This is a genomic window from Thalassolituus maritimus (assembly GCF_900156675.1).
Lineage (GTDB): Bacteria > Pseudomonadota > Gammaproteobacteria > Pseudomonadales > Oceanobacteraceae > Thalassolituus > Thalassolituus maritimus.
In genome coordinates this window covers 1-23,051 of the sequence record NZ_FTOH01000015.1, presented here as the reverse complement: position 1 = coordinate 23,051, position 23,051 = coordinate 1, and the positions used below count along the sequence as shown (strand labels likewise).

Here is a 23,051-nt window from a genome sequence, read left to right as displayed (position 1 = left end):
ATCAGCGGATAATCCCTCGACTGGCAGCTTCAATACTTTCGAGCAGCATGGCTACGCCAGCATCCTCTGCTGCCACAGGCGCAAGCGCTTCTTTGGCTTCTGCCAGAGTCAGGTTCTGACGATAGATCGTCTTATAGGCTGCACGGATACGCATGATGCTGTCTTTTTCGAAGCCGCGACGCTTCAGGCCTTCACTGTTAATGCCATGAGGTTGCGCCGGATATCCCTGCGCCATCACAAACGCTGGGATGTCCTTCAGAACGACAGTCCCTGCACCGCACATGGCATGGGCGCCAATCATGCAGAACTGGTGAACCTGAGTAGAGCCACCAAGGATCGCCCAGTCACCTACATGAACATGACCCGCTACGTTAGTGTCGTTGGCCAGAATGCAGTGATCACCAATCACCGCATCGTGAGCAACGTGAACATTCACCATAAAGAGGTTGTCGCTACCAACTAGGGTGGTGCCTTTGTCCTGAACGGTTCCGCGATGGAAGGTACAGGCTTCGCGGATCACGTTGTTATCACCAATCACCAGAGTAGTCGGCTCGCCGGCATACTTTTTATCCTGACACTCTTCACCGATGGTCGAGAACTGAAAGATGCGGTTGTTCTTACCGATCGTCGTCGGACCTTTAATAACCACATGAGGACCTACGACGGTTCCTTCACCGATCTCAACGTCCGGGCCAACAATAGAGAAAGGACCGATCTCCACACCCTCTGCAATTTTCGCAGCAGGATCGATCACAGCTCTTGGGTCAATCATGCCACCTCCAGAGTATGTTCAGCGCAAATAATGTGAGCACAGCAGACAACCTCACCATCCACTTCAGCCTTGCAGTCAAACTTCCAGATACCCCGACGGCGGCTGACGAATGCTGCTTTCAGAATAAGCTGATCACCAGGCATAACGGGCCGCTTAAAGCGCACGTTGTCTGAACCCGCAAAGTAAAAAATAGTGTTTGGATCACGGGCATCGCCGATCATCATCATGCCCAGATAGCCTGCTGCCTGAGCAAGAGCCTCAAGCGTCAGTACACCGGGCATAACTGGATGGCCTGGAAAGTGACCGTTGAAGAAGTTCTCATTGATTGAGACGTTCTTCAGCGCCTCAATATGGGAGTTTTCTTCCGGGTCAGTTGTGCAGGACAAAACTCTGTCCAGCAGCAGGAAGGGATACCGGTGAGGCATCACCCGCTGAATCTGTTCAATGGTTGCACCGGACATGCATCAGTCCTTCAGTTGTTTTTCTAAGTCTTTAATGCGCCTTGCCATACTGTCTAACTGACGGAAGCGGGTCGCCGCTTTACGCCAGTCGTTAATTGGCATCTGCGCAGTCCCGGTGGCATAGCCACCGGGAGTGTTAATGGATTTACTGATAACGGTTTTCGGAGCAACAAAGACGCCATCACACAACTCAAGGTGGCCGGCAACGCCTGCGTTACCCGCCAGTGTGCAATGTTTGCCAAGCTTAGTGCTGCCAGCAACACCGGCCTGAGCTGCCATCGCGGTCCCATCACCCAGTTCAACGTTATGAGCGATCTGTACGTGATTATCGAGGATGACGTTATCACCGATCACCGTGTCGCCCAGCGCACCGCGGTCGACACAACTGTTGGCTCCGATTTCGACATCGTTGCCGATGCGCACGCCACCCAGCTGCATGATTTTGACCCAACGCCCTTTATCAGGCGCAAACCCGAAACCATCAGCACCGATCACGGTTCCTGAGTGGATTCTCACCCGCTCTCCGAGAGTAACGTCGTGATAGAGCGTGACATTAGCATTCAGGTGGCATCCACCACCCAGCACACAATGATCACCAATCACCGTACCCGAGCCGACTTCACAATCGTCGCCGATAATCGCGTCTTCGCCAATTACGACATTAGCCGCAATCCGACATCCCTCACCCACTTTTGCCGACTCTGCGATCACCGCTGTCGGGTGAATGCCAGAGGCAGTACGTGGGCGGTTATCGAATAACTGTGTAGCGAGGGCAAACGCCAGGTAGGGATTGTCACAGACAAGAGCACTGCCTGAGACGAGTTCAGCATCGGCATCACGAACGATCACCGCACTCGCCGCAGAGTCTGCGAGCTGCTTGCGATAACTTTCGTTGGCCAGAAAAGCAATTTCACCGGAGGATGCTTCCTTTAAGGTCGCAACTCCGGTGATCTGCTGATTGCCGTCACCACGAAGCTCAGCTCCGAGGTGATCGGCCAATTCAGATAGACTGATCTGCACGGGAGGATCGTCCGTTATTATTTCTCAGCGTTAAGACGTTCCAGCAGCAGTTTGGTGATATCTGCTTTTGGAGACTTGTAGATCGCTGCCTGAGCATTCAGAACAACGTCATAGCCCTCTTTGTCGATCAGTTCTTTCAGGGTTTTTTCCAGGCTTGGAAGCTGCTTCTGGAAAAGCTCCTGACGCCACTTCTGTTCCAGCTTCTGCAGTTTGTTGCCGTAGAACTGGTATTCCTGACCCTTGGTTTCAAATTCATTTTTGATTTCACGAGCTTCTTCGTCGCTCATGAAGTCTTTTTCTTTTTCAATTTTCTTCTGCAGCTCAGTCAGGCTTTCCTGAAGGCCTTTGAGTTTATCGATGTCTGCCTTGTTGGCTTTCTCGAATTCTTTCAACGCTTCCTGTGTCGCGTCAGACAGGAATAACGCCCGCTCCATGTCGACGACAGCCACTTTGGTTGCCTCGGCTGCGACCGCTACGTTGATGGTTGCTGCTGCAATGAGTGCCATTATCCAGCGCATTCTGTTCTCCTTTTATAATGATTGTCGTCAGAATACCTGACCCAGTGTAAATTCAAAGCCTTCTGTTCTATCCCCACGCTGTTCGTTCAGTGGGAATGAGTAAGTAAATGTCAGAGGACCGATTGCCGTTACCCACGTCAAGCCAACACCTGTGCTGTAACGAAGCTCTTCAAACTGCAGGCCTTCATCACAGAACGGGTGTGAATCAAAACTCGGCAGATCAACATCAGACGGCACATAACATTCGCTGCTGAAGGTGTTACCCGCATCCAGGAAGACAACACTGCGAACAGAGCTGCGGTCTTCAATGAACGGGGTTGGGAAAATCAATTCCAGACTACCTTCCACCAGCATATTACCGCCTAAAGCGCGCTCGGTTTCACGGAAGAAAGGTGCCGTCACAACGGCGCCAGAGCTGTCTGTCTCGTAAGATGGAACGTAGCCAGCACTGTTAGAAATTGCTGTTGCTCCACCATCGGCGTCTTTGATGTAGATAACCTGAGGCGCACTGTCGCTGGTCAGTGGTCGGCCTAACTCGTCCGTTTCATACACGACATTGCCTGCTGCATCGGTCTCAGCCAGGCTGACGGGTACGTACTCAGGCAAGCCTTTTGGTCCAAGGCTGTTGATCTGATAGCCACGTACAGAACCGATACCACCAGAGCGGAAGTTCTTGAAGAAAGGCAGGCGCTCAAGATCACCAAAGCCATCACCGTAACCCAGGTCCGTTCTCAGGCGTACACTCCACTCAGTCGCCAGAGGGAAGTAGTAGTTCGAGGTATAGCTGGTCTTGTAATACGTCAGATCACTGCCCGGCACCGAGATATCGGCTTTTACCTTATGCTCCATACCATCGGTCGGGAACAGACCGCGGTTGAGAGAGCTGTAACGCCAGCTGAGGCCCAGTGTGTATTCATCGAACACATCACCTTCTGAGTCGATAAAGTCAGTGATTTCAGCCGGAACAGTCACACCTTCAAACATTTCGGTATTCGCATAACCGACCGAGAACGACAAACGCTGGCGGCGAGAAATCGGATAGCCGAACGTGACGTTGCCACCATAAGTGTTGGTCTGGTAATCGCTCACCGTACTCAGACTTTCGAAGTCGGTTTCACGGTAGAAGAAGTTAAAGCCACGGCTGACGCCATCGACAGTGTAATAAGGATTCAGGTAGGAGAAGTTATAAGACTCAACCGTGTCCGTCTTCTGCACACCGAGAGACATACGGTTACCACTGCCCATAAAGTTATTCTGGCTGACACTGGCACCCAGGATCATGCCTGAGCCAGCAGCATAACCGATGTTAAAGTTCAGACTGCCGCTCAGCTGCTCTTCGACCGTATAGTTAACATCGATCAGGTCATCGGTGCCCGGAACCGCTGGAGTTTCCACGTTAACTGTTTTGAAGAAGCCCAGCTGATTCAGGCGATTTTTACCGGCTTCAATTTTCTCGGTAGATGCCCAGCCGCCTTCCATCTGAATCATCTCACGACGCAGCACTTCATCACGGGTTCCGTCGTTCCCTGAGAACTGCACGCTACGCACGTAGGTACGCTTACCAGGCTCAACGTAGAAGGTCATGTCGACCAGACGCTCTTCGTCATCGATTTTTGGAATACCGTTCACTTTAGCGAAGGTATAACCGTCGTTGCCGAGGCGCTTAGTCATCAGATCGCTGGTGAAAGTAACGCGGCGGCGTGAAAACACATCGCCTTCTTTCACCATATACAGGCGAGTCAGCTCGTCTTCATCAACGACCAGATCACCCGCGAGTTTTACATCGCGGATATTGTAGAGCTCACCTTCCGATACACTGACGGTGATGTAGACACCACGTTTATCGGGAGATACAGACACCTGGGTTGATTCGATGTTAAAGCGGATATAACCGCGATCAAGATAGTAAGAGCGCAGTGTTTCGAGGTCACCGGCGAGCTTCTCGCGGCTGTATTTATTGTCGCTGGAGTACCACGACCAGAAGTTCGTGCTCTGCAAAGCCAGCGGACCCAGCAGCTCCTCATCCGGGAAAATTTCGTTACCGACAATATTGATGTGCTCAATGGTCGCAACGTTGCCTTCGTCGACATTAATTTTCAGTGCTACCCGGTTGCGCGGCAGAGGTTCTACGTCAGTGACAATACCGGCGTCGTAACGGCCCTGAGCAACGTACTGTCGCTCCAGCTCCAGTGAAATTCGTTCAAGGGTTGAGCGTTTGAAGACAAGGCCTTCGGCCAGCCCACTCTGCTTCAGACCATCCATCAGTGCTTCTGTCTGAATCGCTTTGTTACCTTCAATTTCGATCGAGGTAATGGTCGGCAGCTCGACCATACGTACAACGAGCACATTACCGTCGCGGTACAGCTCGATATCTTCAAAGAAACCTTCGCGGAACAGTGCACGCGTCGCCTCAGCGATACGTGCGTCGTCCACAGTATCACCGGTTGCAATCGGGAACGCCGAGAACACGGTACCCGCCGAGACCCGCTGAAGCCCTTCAAGGCGAATATCTTCAACAGTGAAGGAGGCAGCATGGAGTGAGGCAGACAAGAGCCAGAGGGATATAACCGACAGCAGAAAACGCATGTAAATAAAAACCCAGTCGCCGCCTCCTCAGAGGCGGCTTATATCATTGTAGAAAGCGACAATCATCAGCATAAGCAACAACATCATGCCTACTTTTACCGCAGCGATCTGAACAGACTCTGGCAGTGGTTTACCACGAATCAGCTCAGCCGTATAAAACAAAATGTGACCACCGTCGAGCATGGGCACAGGTAACAGGTTAAGTACGCCCAGCGACACACTCAGCAGCGCCAGAAAGTTAACAAAAACAATGAGGCCGCCCGACGCAGAATCGCCGGCTACTTTAGCAATGGTGATGGGGCCGCTCAAGTTCTTTACGGAGACATCGCCCATCAGCATTTTCCACAAGGAGTCCAGCGTCAGTACGATCAGGCTCCAGGTTTTGTCGACACCCATCACAAATGCCTTCACAGGGCCCGGGTGAACTTCTCTCACCCAGTCGTCTGGTGCAACCGGAGCAACCGGCATCACACCAATACGGCCAATGACTTCGCCGCTCTCCAGGGTGATACTCTGTGGCCAGGCTTCGACTTCAATAATCTCACCGGCGCGATCCACTTCAACCCGTACCGACGTGCCCGCTGAATTACGAATCAGGGTCACCCAGTCCTGCCAGTTGGCAATCGGCTCACCATTCGCAGCAACCAGAGTATCACCGGCCTGAAGCCCCGCTAACTCTGCTGCCGAGTCTTCCATTATCTGGGAAATTTCCAGCGGAATCTCTGGCATCCGCGGGGTAATACCCAATTTGCTCAGAGGGTCTGGCCCTTCTTCTTCACTTAACCAGCGGTTAAGTGGCAGGCTCAGTTCAACCGGGCGTCCGTCACGGATGACTTCCAGGCTGACCGTGCGCGTCTCTCCCAGAAAGGACAACAGTTCCCAGCTGACGTCCTGCCACGACTGAGTACTCTCGCCATCAATCGCGCTCAGTTCGTCACCCGGCAGTACCCCTGCAATCGCAGCGGGCGAACCCTCAGTAATGTCAGACGCTACCGGGATAAACTGCTTTGAGCCAGCCCAGAAAAGTAAGGTATAGACAAGTATTGCGAAGAGGAAGTTGGCAATAGGCCCCGCCGATGCAATCGCAATCCGCGCCCATGGCGACTTACTGTTAAATTCCTGATCACGTAAATGCTCAGCAACCGGAGCTTCCCGGCTATCCAGCATTTTGACGTAACCGCCCAATGGAATAGGCGCCAGAGAGTACTCGGTGCCGTGGCGATCTTTCACAGAGAACAGAGGTTTACCAAAGCCTACAGAGAATCTCAGTACCTGAACTCCGGCACGGCGAGCAACCCAGAAATGACCATATTCATGAATAACCACCAGAATGCTGATCGCTATGATGAAATATAACAGCGTCAAAGGCTCTCCTCCTGAAGAAAACTTTCAGCGGTTGCTCGCGCCCAGCTGTCAGCCGACAGCACAACATCGAGCGAATCGGCGCTCACTACAGAGTGCTGATCCATCACCTTTTTAATCAACGCAGGAATCGTCGTAAAGCGGATGTCTTCGCGCAGGAAAGCCGCTACAGCGACTTCATTCGCTGCATTCAGTACCGCAGGCATGGTACCGCCTTGCGCAAAAGCCACCCTGGCGAGAGCCAGACAAGGAAAATTCTCTTCGTCCGGCGCTTCAAAGTTGAGTCGCGCAATATCAAATAGATTCAGTGACTCAACGCCAGCCTCAATACGCTCCGGCCAGGCCATGCCATACGCAATGGGTGTGCGCATATCTGGCTGACCTAACTGCGCCAACACTGAACCATCGCAATACTGAACCATCGAGTGAATAACGCTTTCCGGGTGAACGACGACTTCAACATCGTCAGCGTCACAATTAAACAGGAAGCAGGCTTCAATCAGCTCGAGGCCTTTGTTCATCAGGGTGGCAGAGTCGACGGATATTTTGGCACCCATCGACCAGTTCGGGTGAGCAACGGCCTGAGAAGGCGTCACATCGTTCAGTTCAGAAGACTGACGTCCGCGGAAAGGCCCGCCGGATGCCGTCAGCAATATCTTACGAATCCCGCTCGCATCCAGACGACCTGCATAGTCAGCCGGCATAGACTGGAAAATGGCGTTGTGTTCACTGTCGATAGGAAGCAGCTCGGCACCGCCCTTCTTCACTGCACCCAGGAATAAAGGTCCAGCCATGACCAGACTTTCTTTGTTTGCCAGAAGAACCCGTTTGCCTGCATTCGCAGCCGCCAGGGTTGGCAGCAGTCCGGCAGCACCAACAATCGCTGCCATGACCTGGTCAACACGCTCATCAGAAGCAACCTGAACCAGTGCATCGTCGCCATTCAGTACTTCGGTGACACAGTCCTCTGGTAACTGTTCACGCAACTGAGCTGCCGCACTGGCGTCCGCCATTACCGCATAACGCGGTGAAAACTCAGCAATCTGTCCGGCCATCTCGGCCACACGCGTCGCCGCAGTCAGGGCGTACACACGATATTTTTCAGGGTGGCGACGCACCACATCTAGGGTACTGCAACCGATAGAGCCCGTAGAACCCAGCACGGTAATCCACTGCGTCATACAGCGAGGCCCCAATTGAGCAACATCATCATAAACGCAAATACGGGCACAGCCGCCGCCATGCTATCAATACGGTCCATCACACCACCGTGTCCCGGTAGCAGCGATGAGCTGTCTTTGATACCACGATGACGCTTCATCATACTTTCAACCAGATCTCCCAACACAGAGATCACAGTGGTCGCAGCGGTAATGACAAATACCTTAACAACATCTTCCGTTGTCAGAGGCTGTAGCCACAGATCCAGACCAACACAGGTTACTGCAGCCAGGAAAATGGTTGTGGCAAAGCCACCCCAGAAACCAGCCCAGGACTTACCCGGGCTCACGTGTGGCGCCAGCTTGCTGTTGCCCCACTTACGGCCTGCGAAGTAAGCACCTGTATCAGCACCCCAGACCACCAGCATGACATAGATGATCAGCAGAGAACTGTGCGGCTCTTCTTTAAGGTGCATAAAGCCTACCCACATCGGGATCAATACACACAAACCGAGGAAGGCTCTGATAACACGCGCGTTCCAGATGTCGGTACCACCGGGGTAACGCTTTACCAGAGCAAAAGCGACCGTCCACCACAAGGTGCCGGCAGCAAGAAACCAGATTTTCCACTCTGGATTGATGCGGAGGAATCGGGCACTGACGTAAAGGCAGACAAATACGAAGAAGGCGTAGAGGATACGGCTCCAGTTCTTTTTGTAGCCCGCGATATTCGCCCACTCCCATGCACCGATACTGCAGATCGCTGCGATGAAAAATGCGAAAGGCTTGAGCGGCAGGAAGAAGATACCCACGATCATTACCGGGGCGAGTATCAATGCCGTTATAACGCGCTGCTTAGTCACCGTTCTTGGCTTCCTTTAACTGATCATCAGTCCGCCCGAAGCGCCGCGTCCGGCTGGCAAAGACGTCTAATGCTTTTTTATATTCTTCTTCTTTGAAATCAGGCCAGAGTACGTCTGAAAAATAGAACTCAGCATAAGCCGTCTGCCACAGCATAAAGTTGCTGATACGCTGCTCTCCACCGGTACGGATCATCAGATCCGGCGCTGGGAACTCGCTCAGCCAGGTGTACTGGTGCAGACTGTGCTCAGTGATATCTTCGGGCTGCATCCGACCTGCTTTTACTTCCTCAGCCATACGTCGCGCCGCCTGAGCGATGTCCCACTGCCCGCCATAGTTCGCCGCTACCACCAGCGTCATACCATCGTTGGACTGAGTCATTGCTTCAGATTCGGCCACCAGGCCCTGGATTTTTTCAGAAAAAGCGGAGAGGTCGCCCATGATTTTCAGGCGGATATTATTCTTGTGAAGCTTTTTTACTTCCCGTTGCAGGGCTGCAATAAACAGCTGCATAAGTGCACTGACTTCCTGCTCTGGGCGGCGCCAGTTCTCACTACTGAATGCGAACAGAGTGAGCACCTCAACCCCTGCTTTCGCAGATGTCTCAACGACTGCTCTGACCGCATCCACACCCGCTTTATGCCCTGCCACACCCGGCATAAACCGCTTTTTCGCCCAGCGGTTATTGCCGTCCATAATTATGGCGACATGGCGCGGCACACTTCCCTGTGCTGCACTGGAGTCATCAATACTTGTGGACATGTCCGATCAGACCTTCATCAGGTCTTTTTCTTTCTCTGCAAGCAGGTCGTCCACCTGGCCGATGAACTTATCCGTCAGTTTCTGGATAGCATCTTCTGCGCCGCGTGACTCGTCTTCAGTAATTTCTTTCTCTTTCAGAAGGTCTTTCACACTGCCGTTTGCATCACGACGGATGTTACGCACAGAGACGCGACCTTTTTCAGCTTCAGCACGAGCCTGTTTGATGTAGTCTTTACGGGTTTCTTCTGTCAGCGCAGGCATTGGCAGACGGATAGTATCGCCGTTAGTTGCCGGGTTCAGACCCAGGTCAGATTTCAGAATGGCCTTCTCAATCTGTGGTACCAGGTTCTTTTCCCAAGGGTTGATCGCAAGGCTACGACCGTCTTCAACAATAACGTTTGCAACCTGATTGATCGGTGTCGGTGTACCGTAATAATCGATCATCACGCTATCAAGAATCGCTGGATTAGCACGACCAGTACGAACTTTCTTAAATGCATCTACCAGAGCTGCAACGCTCTTGCTCATACGATCTTCAGCGTCTTTCTGGATTTCATTAATCATGCTTTTTCTCCACTTACAATCAGGGTTCCGTGATCGCCACCAGTCATCAGGCGACCCAGCACTCCTGTATCATTCATATTGTACACACGCAGTGGCATGTCATGATCCTGCGCCAGAACGATTGCAGTCAGGTCCATCACACCCAGTTGTTTTTCAAGGACTTCGCTGTACGTCAGGAGGTCGTACTTCTCTGCAGTCGGGTCCTTCTTCGGGTCGGCAGTATACACGCCATCGACATTCGTCGCTTTCAGAACCAGATCTGCATTGATTTCGATACCACGCAGACACGCAGCAGAGTCGGTCGTAAAGAAAGGATTACCGGTACCAGCAGAGAAGATAACAACATCCCCCTGGTTCAGAGCACGGATCGCACTACGGCGATCGTAGTGATCAACGACACCACTCATTGGAATCGCCGACATAACACGGGTCGGCATATTGGAGCGCTCGAGGGCATCACGCATCGCCAGAGCATTCATTACTGTCGCCAGCATACCCATATGGTCACCTGCAACCCGATCAAGACCAGCTTCACTCAGCGCTTTACCACGGAACAGGTTACCACCGCCAATAACCAGCCCTACCTGCACTCCCAGACCACGAAGCTGAGCAATTTCCAGCGCCATACGATCGAGTACTTTAGGGTCAATACCGAAATCCAGCTCGCCCATCAGGGCCTCACCGCTGAGTTTCAGCAGAATTCGCTTATATTTCGCGCTTTTTTGCTCGGCCATGAACCTTCTCCTGAAAATGTTTGGCGTATTCTACGTATATTTACATCAGACATATACAAATATGCCGGGCAAGCCCGGCATATTAATGGTGGTTTTCAGAATGTGAGCCCCACCTGTGCTGTTATCAGCCTTTCAGCTGTGCAGCAACCTCAGCAGCGAAGTCAGTTTCTTCAACTTCGATACCTTCACCTACTTCCATACGCAGGAAGCTGATGACTTCTGCACCGCCTTCTTTCGCCAACTGACCAACAGTCAGGTCTGGGTTCTTAACAAAAGGCTGTTCCAGCAGGCTGTTTTCCTTCAGGAACTTCTTGATACGACCGCCCATCATCTTCTCAACGATCTCATCTGGCTTACCAGCCATGTCAGGCTGTGCCTTGATGATCTCTTTTTCTTTCTCGAGAACGTCAGCAGGCATATCTTCGCCACGAACAACGCGTGGGTTAGATGCAGTCACGTGCATGGCGATGTCTTTAGCCAGTTCTTCGTTACCGCCCTTCAGCGCAACGATACAAGCGACTTTGCCGTTTGAGTGCAGGTAAGCACCTACAGTTTCAGCTTCTACGATTGCTGGACGACGAACAGTGATGTTCTCACCGATCTTCTGAACCAGAGCTTCACGAGCATCTTCCAGATCACCAGCCATCAGGGCAGCAACGTCAGCTTCTTTAGTCTCAGCCAGCTTAGCAACGACTTTATCAGCGAACGCACCGAAGTTGGCATCGCCAGCAGCGAAGTCAGTTTCAGAGTTGATTTCAACAATAACTGCATTACCTTCACCAACGATAACGCGCAGCTTACCTTCAGCAGCGGTACGGTCAGCTTTCTTAGCAGCCTTGAGGCCTGAGTTCTTACGCAGATCTTCGATTGCCTGGTCGATGTCACCGCCAGCAGCAGTCAGTGCTTTTTTGCACTCCATCATGCCTAGGCCAGTACGTTCACGCAGCTCTTTTACCTGGGCAGCAGATACAGTTGCCATGTGGAATATCCTCTTAAATCTATAAATTGACGATAAAGATTTAAAAAAAGGGGCTAAGCCCCTTTTTTCGTATTCAGCTCTGATTACTCAGCCGCTGGCGCTTCTTCAGCAACTTCAACAAACTCATCAGCAGATGCGCCGCCTTGCTTGCCTTCCAGGATCGCATCTGCAGCTGCAGAAACGTAGATCTGGATAGCGCGGATTGCATCGTCGTTACCTGGGATAACGTAGTCGATGCCATCTGGGTTAGAGTTAGTATCAACGATACCGATTACTGGAATGCCCAGCTTGTTGGCTTCCTGAACAGCGATACGCTCGTGATCTACGTCGATAACGAACATAGCGTCTGGCAGACCGCCCATTTCTTTAATACCACCGATTGAACGCTCGAGCTTGTCCATCTCACGTGAACGCATCAGAGCTTCTTTTTTGGTCAGCTGTTCAAAAGTACCGTCTTTCTGCTGTGCTTCGAGGTCACGCAGACGCTTGATAGACTGACGGATAGTTTTGTAGTTGGTCAGCATACCGCCCAACCAACGGTGAGCAACAAACGGCATGTTCGCGCGTTCTGCCTGCTCTTTGATGATCTTACCTGCTGCGCGCTTAGTACCAACAAACAGAACTTTGTTGTTTTTCGCAGCCATACCTTCGATCAGTTTCAGCGCATCATTCAGTGCTGGAACAGTCTGCTCGAGGTTGATGATATGAATTTTGTTACGGGCGCCGAAGATGTACTGACCCATTTTTGGGTTCCAGTAACGAGTCTGGTGACCGAAGTGTACGCCTGCTTTCAGCAGGTCACGCATGCTAACTTGTGCCATTGTTTTACTACCTTATATGTAGGGGTTATGCCTCCACGAACCCTGAGCCCCGACCTGTCGAAACAGGCACCCCGGCACATCAGTTTCAGTCCGTGTGTGTCGTTTAAGTATTCACGTGCAACTACTTTGTAGCAGCACGGCGCTGAGCGCGGGCGCTTTATACCATTTTGCGCGCCTATATGCCAGCAGTTACACGATCCTTTTACGGACTTCTTATTCAACGGTTCAACCCCAGCCACACAAGAAGTACAATACAATCATTGCTATTCAATGAAACGGAAGATCTCCTCTGATGGGTGTAACGATCAATACGGCGGAAGACATCGCCAAAATGCGGGTAGCCGGGCGTCTGGCTGCAGAAGTTCTGGAGATGATCGGCGACTACGTAAAGCCGGGGGTGTCTACAGGTGAGCTCGACCGCATTTGCCACGACTATATAGTCAACGAGCAGAAAGCGATCCCTGCCCCTCTCAATTACAACGGTTTTCCGAAGTCGATATGCACCTCAGTGAATCAGGTCATCTGCCATGGCATTCCCAGCGATGACAAGATTCTGAAGAAAGGCGATATCGTTAATATTGATGTCACCGTTATCAAAGACGGTTACCACGGTGATACCAGCAAGATGTTTATGGTTGGCGACGTCCAGCCCGCGCTGGATCGTCTTATCCGTGTCACTCAGGAATCACTGTATCTCGCGATTGATATGGTCAAGCCCGGTGTTCAGCTCGGTGATATCGGCCATGCGATTCAGACATACGCTGAATCCAACCACTATTCCGTTGTCCGGGAGTACTGTGGTCATGGTATCGGAAAGGTCTTCCACGAAGACCCTCAGATCCTTCACTATGGCAAGCCGGGCACTGGTATGGCCATTCAGGAAGGTATGATTTTTACCATCGAGCCAATGATCAATCTCGGCTCCCGGCACAACAAGTTACTTAAAGATGGCTGGACCGTGGTAACCAAAGACCGCAAGGCTTCAGCTCAGTGGGAACACACTCTGCTGGTGACTGCTGACGGTGTCGAAGTCTTAACGAAACGCAAAGAAGAAGAGCAGTTCTGGAAGTGACCGATCTATCTGACATGCCGGTACTACCTCAGGTAGATGAAGATGCCCTACTGGAAGAACTGAAGGAGAAATCCCTCCCTCTCCCCGTCATTAAGCCTCTTCTAACCCGCATTCAGAATGAAGCTCACCATTATTTCCGGGAAACTCTCGATGCCGACCTGTTGGTCCGGCATCGTGCCACGCTTATCGACCGGGTTTTACGCGCGCTCTGGCGTTTCCGCAATATAGCGACGCAGGACATCGCCCTGATCGCAGTGGGCGGTTATGGCCGTGCGGAACTGCATCCTCACTCTGACATCGACCTGCTCCTGCTTGCTCGTGACGAAGACAGCATCAACCGCCACGCCAGTGACCTGCAGGACTTCATTACCTTGCTTTGGGATATCAAACTCGATATCGGCCACAGTGTCCGTACTCTGGATGAGTGTGTCACCGAAGCCGAAGGCGACCTGACTATCATCACCAACCTGCTGGAAAGCAGAACCCTGATCGGTGATGAAACACTGCATTCCGAACTTCGCGCACGGATCACCCCAGAAGCTCAGTGGCCGGCGGCGGTCTTCTTCGAAGCTAAGTCAGAAGAGCTCAATACCCGCCACGACAAGCACAACAGTGCCGATTACAACCTCGAACCCAATGTTAAGAACTCGCCCGGTGCTCTGCGTGATATCCAGACCATCACCTGGGTGGCAATCCGACACTTTGGTAAAGGCACCTTACAGGCGCTGGAAGATAACGGCTTTCTGACCGAGTTCGAACATAAAAGGTTGGCCAGCAGCGTCAGCTTTCTCTGGGAAGTACGATACGCCCTACATATGCTGGCAGGTCGCGAGGAAGACCGGCTTCTTTTTGACCTACAGACTCAGGTTGCAGAAGTTCTGGGGTACAAAGACACAGGTCGACAGCTCGGCGTCGAGCGTTTTATGTCGCAGTTCTATCGTCACCAGCTCTCTACCATGGAGCTGAGCGATATGCTGATGATGCACTTTACCGAGGACTATATGCAGTGTGATGACGACACCATCACACCGGTGAATGAGCACTTCGTTCTGTGCAATGGCTATCTGCAACTGACCACACCAGATCTGTTCGAAAAAGAACCCGCCTGGCTCCTCAGGGTCTTCCCTATGCTGGCACAGATCTCAGAATCCAAAGGCATACATTCCGCGACGATCCGCGCCCTTCGCGACAATCGCAACCTGATTGATGAAGAGTACCGACAGAATCCGGAACACAATGCTATTTTCATGACACTGATGCGCAGCAGGTCACGCGTTGTGCGAGAGCTGTCACGCATGATGCGTTACGGCATTCTTGGTCGTTATATCCCATCGTTCGGTCGGGTTATCGGCATGATGGAATACGATCTGCTGCACAAATACACAGTCGATGAACATACCTTCCGCATGATCCGACTGCTGAGGCATTTCCGCTACGGCGATGTGCGAGAGCGCTTTCCTATTGCATCACGCCTGATCCACAAGGTTCATAAAAAAGAAGTGCTGTATCTGGCTGCCCTGCTTCACGACGTGGGTAAGAGCCGCGAAGGTGATCATGCTGCCAATGGTGGAGAGATTGCCGAAGCATTCTGTATACAGCACGGACTTAAGCCAGCTGATACACATATGGTGACCTGGCTGGTCAGTAACCACTTATTAATGTCGAACGCATCCCAACGACTCGACCTGAGCAATCCTGATGATATTCACCAGTTTGCTGTGGAGGTAGGTGATCAATACCACCTCGATATGTTGTTCCTGATTTCTGTGGCAGATACTCACTCAACCAATCCCGAGCTGTGGACGCCGTGGCGCGCCGAACAGATGCGCGAGCTGTACAGAAATACCCAGGCTGCGCTGCGACGTGGTCTGGAAAATCGCCTCCATAAAGATGATGTGATTGAAGAGATCCAACAGGAAGCCATTGCACAGCTTCAGGATTATGGCCTGCCGGAAGCGCGCGCCAGAGAGATCTGGGGACAGCCGGGGGAAGACTACTTTTTACGCGAAGGCGTCGACAATATCGTCTGGCAAACCCGCGAAATAGATGCGCACGGCAACAGCGCTAAGCCGCTGGTTTCTGTACGACAGACCTCCGACCGTCAGTTCGAGGGCGCCACACAGATCTTCCTCTTTATGAAAGATCAGCCCAATCTGTTCGCGGTAACGACGGCAACCCTGGACCAGCTCAACCTGAACATTCAGGACGCTCGTATCATGACGTCTGAGTCAGAGAATAACGCGGTCGATACCTATATTGTTCTGGACGAAAATAACGAGGCGATTACGGATCCGGAACGCATCCGCGTCATCCGCAATACCCTATGCGACGCACTCGATGAGCCTGAGGAGTTCGACACCATCATCCGTCGTCGGACATCGCGCGTTCTGAAACAATTCGATGTACCTACCCAGGTGACTATCAGCAACGATCCTTTGATGCGCAGAACCGTGCTCGAAGTCACTGCCGCTGACCGCCCGGGTCTGCTGGCACGAGTCGGCAGTATCCTTATGGATTTCGGCGCTCAGCTCCAGGGGGCTAAAATTCTGACGGAAGGTGAGCAGGTATCCGATATCTTCTTCATCGTCGACGCGAACGGTGAGCCGTATTCAGATCCAGCCTCATGCGAAGAGCTCTGCAAAGCGTTGGAAGACGGGCTCGACGAGCAAGTAGAAGAACAATCTGCAGTTTGACCACCAGATTGGAAGCACAAATAGAACAATTTATACCGACGTAACCCCCTCGTTATCCTCCGGCAAGCGCGATAAAGTAATCGTTAACCGGAGGTACTTATGACACAACGCTCTCTCGAAAATATCATTCGTAGTTACCCCAGCTCAGACGGTGATGGGGTAAAAATCAGACGCCTTGCCCTTTTCAACCAACGCGATGCCGATCCTTTTCTGATGCTCGATGAACTGGTGTCCGATGACGAAGCGGATTACATGGGAGGCTTCCCACCCCATCCTCATCGCGGTATGGAAACGCTGACCTATTTACGTAAAGGCGCTCTGATCCACAAAGATCATATGGGCAACCGGGGCGAAATACGCAGTGGTGGTGCTCAGTGGATGTCTGCTGGGCGCGGTATTATCCATAGTGAAATGCCTGAACTCGATCAGGGTGGCCTCCATGGTTTTCAGCTCTGGATCAACCTGCCAGCAAAAGACAAAATGAGTGCACCGGATTACCGGGATGTTCCGCAATCAGAGATCCCAGTGGTCGCTCTTAATACGGGTGGCGAAGTCAGAGTTCTTGCAGGTGATTGGCAGATCGAAGGTCAGCAGGTGACGGGACCTCTCGACAAGTTAGCTGCTAACGCCAGCTACCTGGACGTCTCTCTTACTGAAGGTGAGACTCTGACACTCCCGGTCACTTCGGGCAAACGTGCCATCGCCTACGTCTATAAGGGGCAGCTGGCGACAGGTCAGTCACTGCCAGAGAAGCCGTTACTGATTTACAGCACCCAAGGGGAAGAGCTCGTTTTTAAAGCCGAAAGTGATGCGAACTTTCTGGTACTGACAGGTGACCCAATCCTTGAGCCCGTCGCACACTATGGTCCCTTTGTGATGAATACGCATGAAGAGATTGAGCAGGCCATCAAGGATTACAACAGCGGCCAGTTTGGCCGCTGAGGGAAAGATGTCAGCCTGTTTTCAGGCGTCCTACTTTCTCTGATTTACTTCTTTCTCTTAATAGGCGCAAAACCTTCACTGTCCATCAGGTTACCTGCTGGACGTGAAGGCCGGGGCCCGTTTTTCTTCTTAGGAGACGGGCCTTTTTTCTCGGCAGCTTTCTTCGCAGCCGCTTTTTTCGCAGCTGGGCCACGTGGTTTTTTCTTCTTAATACCAGCAGCCTTGCCCGAGGCCTTAACCTTCTTAGGCCCGGTATACTTCGCCTTAAGCTCTTTGATCGTACGCGAATCCATCTCCTGCTGAATGTAGCGCTCAATGGCCGCTTTCAGGTTCCATTCATTAGGTGCAATCAGACTGATCGCAAGACCGCTGCGGCCTGCCCGCCCGGTTCGACCAATACGATGAATATATTCATCCCCCTTACGAGCAAGATCGTAATTGATCACCAGATCCAATCCGTCGACATCAAGTCCCCGCGCTGCCACATCGGTGGCTACGAGTATATTCCGTCGACCTTCGCGAACGTTCTGCATGACATAGTTACGCTCATCCTGCGTCATATCACCGTGGAGTACGGCGATACCCTCTCTGTGACGGCGTAGGAACTCGCTCAGACGTTCTGCTTCTGTGCGCTTATTAACGAATACAATCGCCTTATCATAGGTTTCATTGGCGAGGAGCCAGGTTAACAGGCGATCTTTATGTGCGTTATCGTCAGCCAGAATACGCTGCTGAGTAATATCGTCATGACGCTCCTGAATACCTTGCGTAGTGATCTCTACCGGATCCTTAAGCCACGAACGTACAGCACGCCCTACGCCCTCATGGCGCAAAGTTGCGGACAACATCAGTGTCTGACGCTCAGAGCCACACTTGCCAACGATATGCTCCATATCTTCAGAGAAGCCCATATCCAGCATTCGGTCCGCTTCGTCGAGAACTAAGAACTCGATATCTCCCAGCTCTGCCGTTTCGCGCTTAAGGTGATCAACAAGCCGCCCCGGTGTTGCAATAAGGATCTCCGGGTTCTTACGCAGCACTGCAGCCTGATACTTGAACTCTTCACCGCCGGTTAACACTCCGGCCTCAAGGTGATTCATGTCGGTCAGGCGCTTAGCATCCTTGAACACTTGTCGGGCGAGCTCGCGGGTAGGAACGATCACAAGAGCACGCGTGGCGCTGTCTGGTGCATCGACCGTCAGTAACTTCTGCATAATCGGCAACAAATAGGCAAAGGTCTTACCACTGCCCGTTTCTGCACATACCTGAACGTCACTCCCGCGTAATACTTCAGGGATAACCTCAAGCTGCACGTCTGTTGCTTCTGTAATGGACTGTTTTTCAAGCCCGGCAATTAGCCTTGGGTGTAATTCTGTTCCGGCAAACACGCTGAAATCCCGCTGGAGAAAAAACGCGAGTATACCAGACCTTAAAGCGTAGGACTGCGCTGTCGGCATTAGCACTACACACTCACTCAGCAACACCTTAGACTAACGATACATACCTTACTTCAGGAATACGGATATGAAGAAAGTGATCAGCCTGACGTTGATCAGCGCAGCCATAGCAGGTTGTGCAACCACCTTGACCGGCCGCAATCAACTTATGATCGTCTCGCCGGATTCGGCGATTGTTGAGTCTCAGAAAGCTTACGCGAGCACCGTAGGTGAACTCGATCAGAATGATCAGCTGGTTACGGACCCTGCCTGGGTAAAACGCATTGAGACAATCACCGGGCGACTGGTCACTGAAGCGATAAAACTTGATCCCGACACCAAAGACTGGGACTGGAGCGTCGCGATTATTGACGACCCTGATACCCTAAATGCCTGGTGTATGGCTGGCGGGCGTATGGCGATCTACACCGGCATCGTCACCCAGTTAAATCTGAACGACGATGAAATCGCACAGATCATGGGTCATGAAATTTCTCATGCCCTGGCCAATCACACTGCTGAGCGTATGTCCCGCGCAGTACTCATGAATGGCGCGCTGGCAGCAACCGCCGTCGTCACTGACAACAATGGCTATGTGCTGACAGGAACCGCCATGGCAGCCAAGGTCGCACTGGAATTACCAAACAGTCGTACCGCTGAATCAGAAGCCGACGAAATAGGCATCGAGCTGGCTACTCGCGCCGGATACAACCCAGATGCTGCGGTGAGCTTATGGAAGAAAATGGCAGAGGCCGGAGGTGGCGGTGGCCCGGAGTTCCTGAGTACTCACCCTTCTCCTGATAACCGGGCATCAACGCTCGATAAACTTGGGGAAAAAATGCTACCGCTGAACCCGCAACTTAAAAAGTCTCAGGTTTACCCTGTGACCATAGTAACGGACGCGGATCAGATCTGAGAAGCCAGACCCGACGAGCCAGATCTGAAAAAAGAAGATCTGAAAAAAGAGACGCACCAGTATCGATCAGAGATCGATACTGGTCGCTTTAAGATACTGCGCGCGGAAACCGTTAATCACTGTTTCACCGGCCGTTCGGTTTCCAACAGTGATTTCCCCGATATAAATATCGCTCTTGGGCGCGTTAGCGTAATACTCATTAAAGAAAGCCAGCATGGCATCGCTGTCAGTTTCATCAACTCCTCGGGAAGATGGGTCCGGCTTGCTCAATTCCAGTACAAAGTTACCGTCGGATGTTGCACTGAATTTCAGCGGCTGTATGTCACCAAACCCTAAATTCAAACCGAGATAAAACTGGTCAATCTGTAAAAGAGATCCGGTACCCGTACATGCCTCTCCGCATGTATCGATCTGAAATTCCTCAGCCAACAGAGACAGGTTCAATTGCCCCAGTAGTTCTGACTGACCCGAATCGTCTGGTCGAGACCATAAAGTAAAACCAGACCCATCGAGATACACACCCCGCATATCGATATTCCAGACGTGGTTCGTACCATCAGCAAAATCGAGCGTGAAGCGGGAACCGATGTCTGCTCCACTACGTCTGATAGCAGCCCGCTGACCGCAATCACCTGCACTCGCAAAAATACAATCCATCACGTACTGTCGCGTATTCTGAGCGGCAGAAGTATAAACATCAGTCAGTATCTGCAACGCTGCGACGTCATCGCCGATGGCAGGTGCATCGCCGGTATAGAAGTCAGCGGGATCGCCATCCCAATCAGAACTGCCACGAACACTTCGCACGACCCAAGGATGAAGATAGCTACCAATATCAACAGGCTTTTTAACAGACCCGTTCTGGCTCCCTTCTCCCATGATGTAGAACTGATCCCACTTAATGCCAACTTCATTACTGTTGCCATCCTCAATGCCGGTAACTGCAAGAGAAGCATCATCCGTACTGAATATAAAGTCCTGCAGGGCGAAGCCCAGGCCAGCACCACTCTGAGAAGACATTTCGGCGTCATCAAGTGCCTGCAACTCCGCGTTTGCGGAATGAGAAATAACCAAAGCAACCGATAGTGATAATAACTTCTTCATATCATTAGCATCCCTTAACCCGACCAACGCAAGTCGCGACCCGCGGCGTACCACGTGTAGCTTCCTCAAGTGTCAGATACAGTGGGTACTTGGTTTCATTACCCGACTGATAACGCGAAATATTCATAAAGGCGCCACTATCGGTTAAAACACGATCAGAGCCCGGAACGCCGGAGAGATCTTCCCATGGCACAGATTCGGTTTGTACTGACAGGAATACACCCGATGCAGACCCAGTCTCGAAGTCAGTATCTTTATCGCCAATGTATATCGACTGATAAATAGTAGAACGGAAGCACGCTGGGGTACCAAGGACCTCACAATCACTCGAATTTGTGAGAGTCGGGATCAATGAGGCAATAAGACCTGTTTCATCGGTCTGGAAATTACGGCCGTTTGGTACACCAAACCAGGATGCTCGTTTGAGGTATGTCGTATTCAGCTGATCAGCACCGTTACCCGTTGCACCATCGAGCAAATCCACTTGCGTATAGATTTCTTTATCCGAAGATGCCAGGAGAAGGAGGCAGTTCGGTGCCAGAGCATTCCACCCACCACAGTTATTGTCGTAGACAACCTGGATATCGCCTCGAATCTCGCCCTCTACGATACCAGTAACCGAAATCAGATCGCCAGAGAGATCACCCTGAGCTTTCTCAAAGCCTACCCGAATACCCGAGATTCTCTTTTGACCATTTTCCGTTTTGTATGCCAGCTCAATAAAAGGGTTTCTGGCCATAAACGGAACATAAGCTGCGTTCGCAGCATCGTTATAATTATCAACCCTACCGAGCGCAAAATCCTCAATAATGATATCGGAATCGTAGACCTGTGCACTGCCATCAGAATTATAAAGGATGTTACGATCGTCATCCGTAATCGGAACTGTGCCATCTACGTATGCCTCGCGTTCGAAGCGCCCGAGTTTCAATTCATCTATGTTAAATACAGTTTCAAGCTCCATACCAAGATTAACTTTGGTGAACTCGTAGTCGCCAGCCCATTTGCCTGAGCCCTGGTTGTATGCACTTGTATCAATGGTGATAAATGCCTGCCCTGAGACGTCAGAGAGGTCTCGATCAGTCAATGGCTCAAGCGCACAAACAGATGCGCTGAGTAGCAAGCCGGACATTACGAAAACTGGACCTACATCCTGTAAACGCATACTTCACCTATTCTTGTATTTATTGAACAACTGTCAGATTAAATTAAATCTAGTTCTCCTATCAGGTAATTTCCAATCAAGGATCGGTAAATAACCTGCATCATATCGAGCCATAATGACACGTCATGCCATATTTCAAAAGGGACATTTTATCATTTATCAATATAAATCAGTTGGTTACATATTGTTACTCGACGCCACATATAGACACACGTAATAAATCTTTAGCACAGAGTCTGGTCGTGACCGAAGAGAGGTGCCTAGGGCTTTGCGAGATCGGGTATTGAGGGAGGTGTCCGGGATAGCCATCTCATTTCCTACAACCCGATCATCGCGTATAGGCAGGCCAGCTGTTTGAAGCGTTCTTACACGGTTCACTTTCTTGCGGGCAAACAAAAACCCCTGACTGCGTAAGCAATCAGGGGTTTTGAATAGACCGGGGTCGCGCCCGACCTTGACGATGATCTCTATGAGTCCAAAGCTACGCTTTCTCTGGCTTCGCCAGGGCCTGCCCCATGAACGCAGTGAGTGCTTTGGGTACGCCTGCGGCGCTCAAGGCTGGCACCTTCGGTGCATCGCCGAAGATTCAGGCGTCCTGCCTTCACCCTTAGGGCAACCTACGGTTGTCCAAATTCATTCCTGATGAATTTGTCACATGACGCTCGTGACCGCCATGGATGGCGGAAATGCCGGTTATGCAGGATGCAATCACCGGCCTGCCCGATAGGTAGTGAAAGTGATTATCGTATTCTACCCAATACCCCAGCAGGCAACCTGGCATAAATTTAAAACAAGAAAAAACCCCAGCAGGATACCCTGCTGGGGTTTTGGGATAGAAGCTTGACGATGACCTACTCTCACATGGGGAAGCCCCACACTACCATCGGCGATGCTGCGTTTCACTTCTGAGTTCGGAATGGATTCAGGTGGTTCCACAGCTCTATTGTCGTCAAGCAAACTGTTTGTGCATCAGTCTCTTACGCGTTTTGTCGCTGGACCTTGAAGCATTTTCATACTTCGCACAATAAGTTGGATACATGAGTCGAGATTCTCTCGCGAACCGGCGGCTGCCTGTTCGTGTCTTTAACTGTTTATACACCAGTTTGGGTGTTATATGGTCAAG

At 51.5% G+C, this 23,051-nt stretch carries 20 protein-coding genes and 1 rRNA gene; 4 read left to right on the top strand and 17 right to left on the bottom strand.

Going from position 1 to position 23,051, the window contains the following annotated elements:
• Window position 1: 1 nt before the first annotated feature.
• From lpxA to rpsB, 13 genes are all read right to left on the bottom strand, one after another.
• On the bottom strand, window positions 2-772 hold the full coding sequence (gene lpxA / locus BW941_RS16800) for an acyl-ACP--UDP-N-acetylglucosamine O-acyltransferase (RefSeq protein ID WP_076518024.1): 771 nt from the start codon (window positions 770-772) through the stop codon (window positions 2-4).
• Complete coding sequence (fabZ, locus tag BW941_RS16795) at window positions 769-1,233, bottom strand: 3-hydroxyacyl-ACP dehydratase FabZ (protein ID WP_076518022.1); 465 nt, start codon at window positions 1,231-1,233, stop codon at window positions 769-771. The genes lpxA and fabZ overlap by 4 nt, the downstream gene beginning before the upstream one ends.
• 3 nt (window positions 1,234-1,236) lie before the next feature.
• Window positions 1,237-2,253 (bottom strand): UDP-3-O-(3-hydroxymyristoyl)glucosamine N-acyltransferase, encoded by a 1,017-nt coding sequence (gene lpxD, locus BW941_RS16790; RefSeq protein WP_068441130.1) that lies wholly within the window; start codon window positions 2,251-2,253, stop codon window positions 1,237-1,239.
• Window positions 2,254-2,270: 17 nt separating this feature from the next.
• Window positions 2,271-2,771 (bottom strand): OmpH/Skp family outer membrane protein, encoded by a 501-nt coding sequence (locus tag BW941_RS16785; RefSeq protein ID WP_076518020.1) that lies wholly within the window; start codon window positions 2,769-2,771, stop codon window positions 2,271-2,273.
• Between the two features lie 27 nt (window positions 2,772-2,798).
• On the bottom strand, window positions 2,799-5,357 hold the full coding sequence (gene bamA / locus BW941_RS16780; RefSeq protein ID WP_076518018.1) for an outer membrane protein assembly factor BamA: 2,559 nt from the start codon (window positions 5,355-5,357) through the stop codon (window positions 2,799-2,801).
• Between the two features lie 27 nt (window positions 5,358-5,384).
• The gene (gene rseP / locus BW941_RS16775) at window positions 5,385-6,722 is read right to left on the bottom strand and encodes an RIP metalloprotease RseP (RefSeq protein WP_076518016.1); all 1,338 of its coding nucleotides are present in this window, start codon (window positions 6,720-6,722) and stop codon (window positions 5,385-5,387) included.
• Window positions 6,719-7,900: a 1-deoxy-D-xylulose-5-phosphate reductoisomerase gene (ispC, locus tag BW941_RS16770; RefSeq protein ID WP_076518014.1), complete on the bottom strand. Its 1,182-nt coding sequence runs from the start codon at window positions 7,898-7,900 to the stop codon at window positions 6,719-6,721. The genes rseP and ispC overlap by 4 nt, the downstream gene beginning before the upstream one ends.
• On the bottom strand, window positions 7,897-8,742 hold the full coding sequence (locus tag BW941_RS16765; protein WP_076518012.1) for a phosphatidate cytidylyltransferase: 846 nt from the start codon (window positions 8,740-8,742) through the stop codon (window positions 7,897-7,899). Before BW941_RS16765 ends, ispC begins: the two co-directional genes overlap by 4 nt.
• Window positions 8,735-9,502 carry an undecaprenyl pyrophosphate synthase gene (gene uppS / locus BW941_RS16760; RefSeq protein ID WP_076518010.1) on the bottom strand — a complete coding sequence of 256 codons (768 nt, stop codon included), beginning with the start codon at window positions 9,500-9,502 and terminating at the stop codon, window positions 8,735-8,737. Before uppS ends, BW941_RS16765 begins: the two co-directional genes overlap by 8 nt.
• A gap of 6 nt (window positions 9,503-9,508) precedes the next feature.
• Window positions 9,509-10,066, bottom strand: a complete 558-nt coding sequence (gene frr / locus BW941_RS16755; protein WP_076518008.1) for a ribosome recycling factor — start codon at window positions 10,064-10,066, stop codon at window positions 9,509-9,511.
• Entirely contained in the window at window positions 10,063-10,800 is a 738-nt protein-coding gene (gene pyrH / locus BW941_RS16750; RefSeq protein WP_068438548.1) for a UMP kinase, read from the bottom strand. Before pyrH ends, frr begins: the two co-directional genes overlap by 4 nt.
• A gap of 124 nt (window positions 10,801-10,924) precedes the next feature.
• Window positions 10,925-11,779 carry a translation elongation factor Ts gene (gene tsf, locus BW941_RS16745; protein WP_076518006.1) on the bottom strand — a complete coding sequence of 285 codons (855 nt, stop codon included), beginning with the start codon at window positions 11,777-11,779 and terminating at the stop codon, window positions 10,925-10,927.
• An 83-nt stretch (window positions 11,780-11,862) separates the two neighbouring features.
• A complete protein-coding gene (gene rpsB, locus BW941_RS16740) occupies window positions 11,863-12,600 on the bottom strand; it encodes a 30S ribosomal protein S2 (protein WP_068441099.1) in 738 nt (245 codons plus the stop codon).
• A gap of 292 nt (window positions 12,601-12,892) precedes the next feature.
• Between rpsB and map the strand changes: the two genes are divergently transcribed.
• From map to BW941_RS16725, 3 genes are all read left to right on the top strand, one after another.
• Entirely contained in the window at window positions 12,893-13,672 is a 780-nt protein-coding gene (gene map, locus BW941_RS16735; RefSeq protein ID WP_076518004.1) for a type I methionyl aminopeptidase, read from the top strand.
• Window positions 13,669-16,365: a [protein-PII] uridylyltransferase gene (glnD, locus tag BW941_RS16730; RefSeq protein WP_245820125.1), complete on the top strand. Its 2,697-nt coding sequence runs from the start codon at window positions 13,669-13,671 to the stop codon at window positions 16,363-16,365. Before map ends, glnD begins: the two co-directional genes overlap by 4 nt.
• Before the next feature lie 99 nt (window positions 16,366-16,464).
• Window positions 16,465-17,307 carry a pirin family protein gene (locus BW941_RS16725; RefSeq protein ID WP_076518002.1) on the top strand — a complete coding sequence of 281 codons (843 nt, stop codon included), beginning with the start codon at window positions 16,465-16,467 and terminating at the stop codon, window positions 17,305-17,307.
• 44 nt (window positions 17,308-17,351) lie between these two features.
• Here the strand turns inward: BW941_RS16725 and BW941_RS16720 are convergent, their stop codons facing one another.
• Window positions 17,352-18,695, bottom strand: coding sequence for a DEAD/DEAH box helicase (locus BW941_RS16720; RefSeq protein ID WP_076518058.1), 1,344 nt, complete (start codon window positions 18,693-18,695; stop codon window positions 17,352-17,354).
• 136 nt (window positions 18,696-18,831) lie between these two features.
• Here BW941_RS16720 and BW941_RS16715 point away from each other — a divergent pair, with 136 nt between their 5' ends.
• Window positions 18,832-19,659, top strand: coding sequence for a M48 family metalloprotease (locus BW941_RS16715; RefSeq protein WP_076518000.1), 828 nt, complete (start codon window positions 18,832-18,834; stop codon window positions 19,657-19,659).
• 66 nt (window positions 19,660-19,725) lie between these two features.
• Here the strand turns inward: BW941_RS16715 and BW941_RS16710 are convergent, their stop codons facing one another.
• The 3 genes from BW941_RS16710 to rrf form a co-directional block, all read right to left on the bottom strand.
• A complete protein-coding gene (locus BW941_RS16710; protein ID WP_076517999.1) occupies window positions 19,726-20,763 on the bottom strand; it encodes a hypothetical protein in 1,038 nt (345 codons plus the stop codon).
• A gap of 4 nt (window positions 20,764-20,767) precedes the next feature.
• Complete coding sequence (locus BW941_RS16705) at window positions 20,768-21,928, bottom strand: hypothetical protein (RefSeq protein WP_076517997.1); 1,161 nt, start codon at window positions 21,926-21,928, stop codon at window positions 20,768-20,770.
• Between the two features lie 838 nt (window positions 21,929-22,766).
• Window positions 22,767-22,882: ribosomal RNA gene (gene rrf, locus BW941_RS16700) — 5S ribosomal RNA — on the bottom strand.
• Between the last annotated feature and the right edge of the window lie 169 nt (window positions 22,883-23,051).

Bases quoted from the DNA above. Each gene is read 5' to 3' on its own strand.
- pyrH (WP_068438548.1), bottom strand. From the start codon at position 10,800: ATGGCCGAGCAAAAAAGCGCGAAATATAAGCGAATTCTGCTGAAACTC.
- map (WP_076518004.1), top strand. From the start codon at position 12,893: ATGGGTGTAACGATCAATACGGCGGAAGACATCGCCAAAATGCGGGTA.
- lpxA (WP_076518024.1), bottom strand. From the start codon at position 772: ATGATTGACCCAAGAGCTGTGATCGATCCTGCTGCGAAAATTGCAGAG.
- uppS (WP_076518010.1), bottom strand. From the start codon at position 9,502: ATGTCCACAAGTATTGATGACTCCAGTGCAGCACAGGGAAGTGTGCCG.
- BW941_RS16710 (WP_076517999.1), bottom strand. From the start codon at position 20,763: ATGAAGAAGTTATTATCACTATCGGTTGCTTTGGTTATTTCTCATTCC.
- frr (WP_076518008.1), bottom strand. From the start codon at position 10,066: ATGATTAATGAAATCCAGAAAGACGCTGAAGATCGTATGAGCAAGAGC.
- bamA (WP_076518018.1), bottom strand. From the start codon at position 5,357: ATGCGTTTTCTGCTGTCGGTTATATCCCTCTGGCTCTTGTCTGCCTCA.
- ispC (WP_076518014.1), bottom strand. From the start codon at position 7,900: ATGACGCAGTGGATTACCGTGCTGGGTTCTACGGGCTCTATCGGTTGC.
- BW941_RS16785 (WP_076518020.1), bottom strand. From the start codon at position 2,771: ATGCGCTGGATAATGGCACTCATTGCAGCAGCAACCATCAACGTAGCG.
- BW941_RS16725 (WP_076518002.1), top strand. From the start codon at position 16,465: ATGACACAACGCTCTCTCGAAAATATCATTCGTAGTTACCCCAGCTCA.
- BW941_RS16705 (WP_076517997.1), bottom strand. From the start codon at position 21,928: ATGCGTTTACAGGATGTAGGTCCAGTTTTCGTAATGTCCGGCTTGCTA.
- rpsB (WP_068441099.1), bottom strand. From the start codon at position 12,600: ATGGCACAAGTTAGCATGCGTGACCTGCTGAAAGCAGGCGTACACTTC.
- fabZ (WP_076518022.1), bottom strand. From the start codon at position 1,233: ATGTCCGGTGCAACCATTGAACAGATTCAGCGGGTGATGCCTCACCGG.
- BW941_RS16715 (WP_076518000.1), top strand. From the start codon at position 18,832: ATGAAGAAAGTGATCAGCCTGACGTTGATCAGCGCAGCCATAGCAGGT.
- tsf (WP_076518006.1), bottom strand. From the start codon at position 11,779: ATGGCAACTGTATCTGCTGCCCAGGTAAAAGAGCTGCGTGAACGTACT.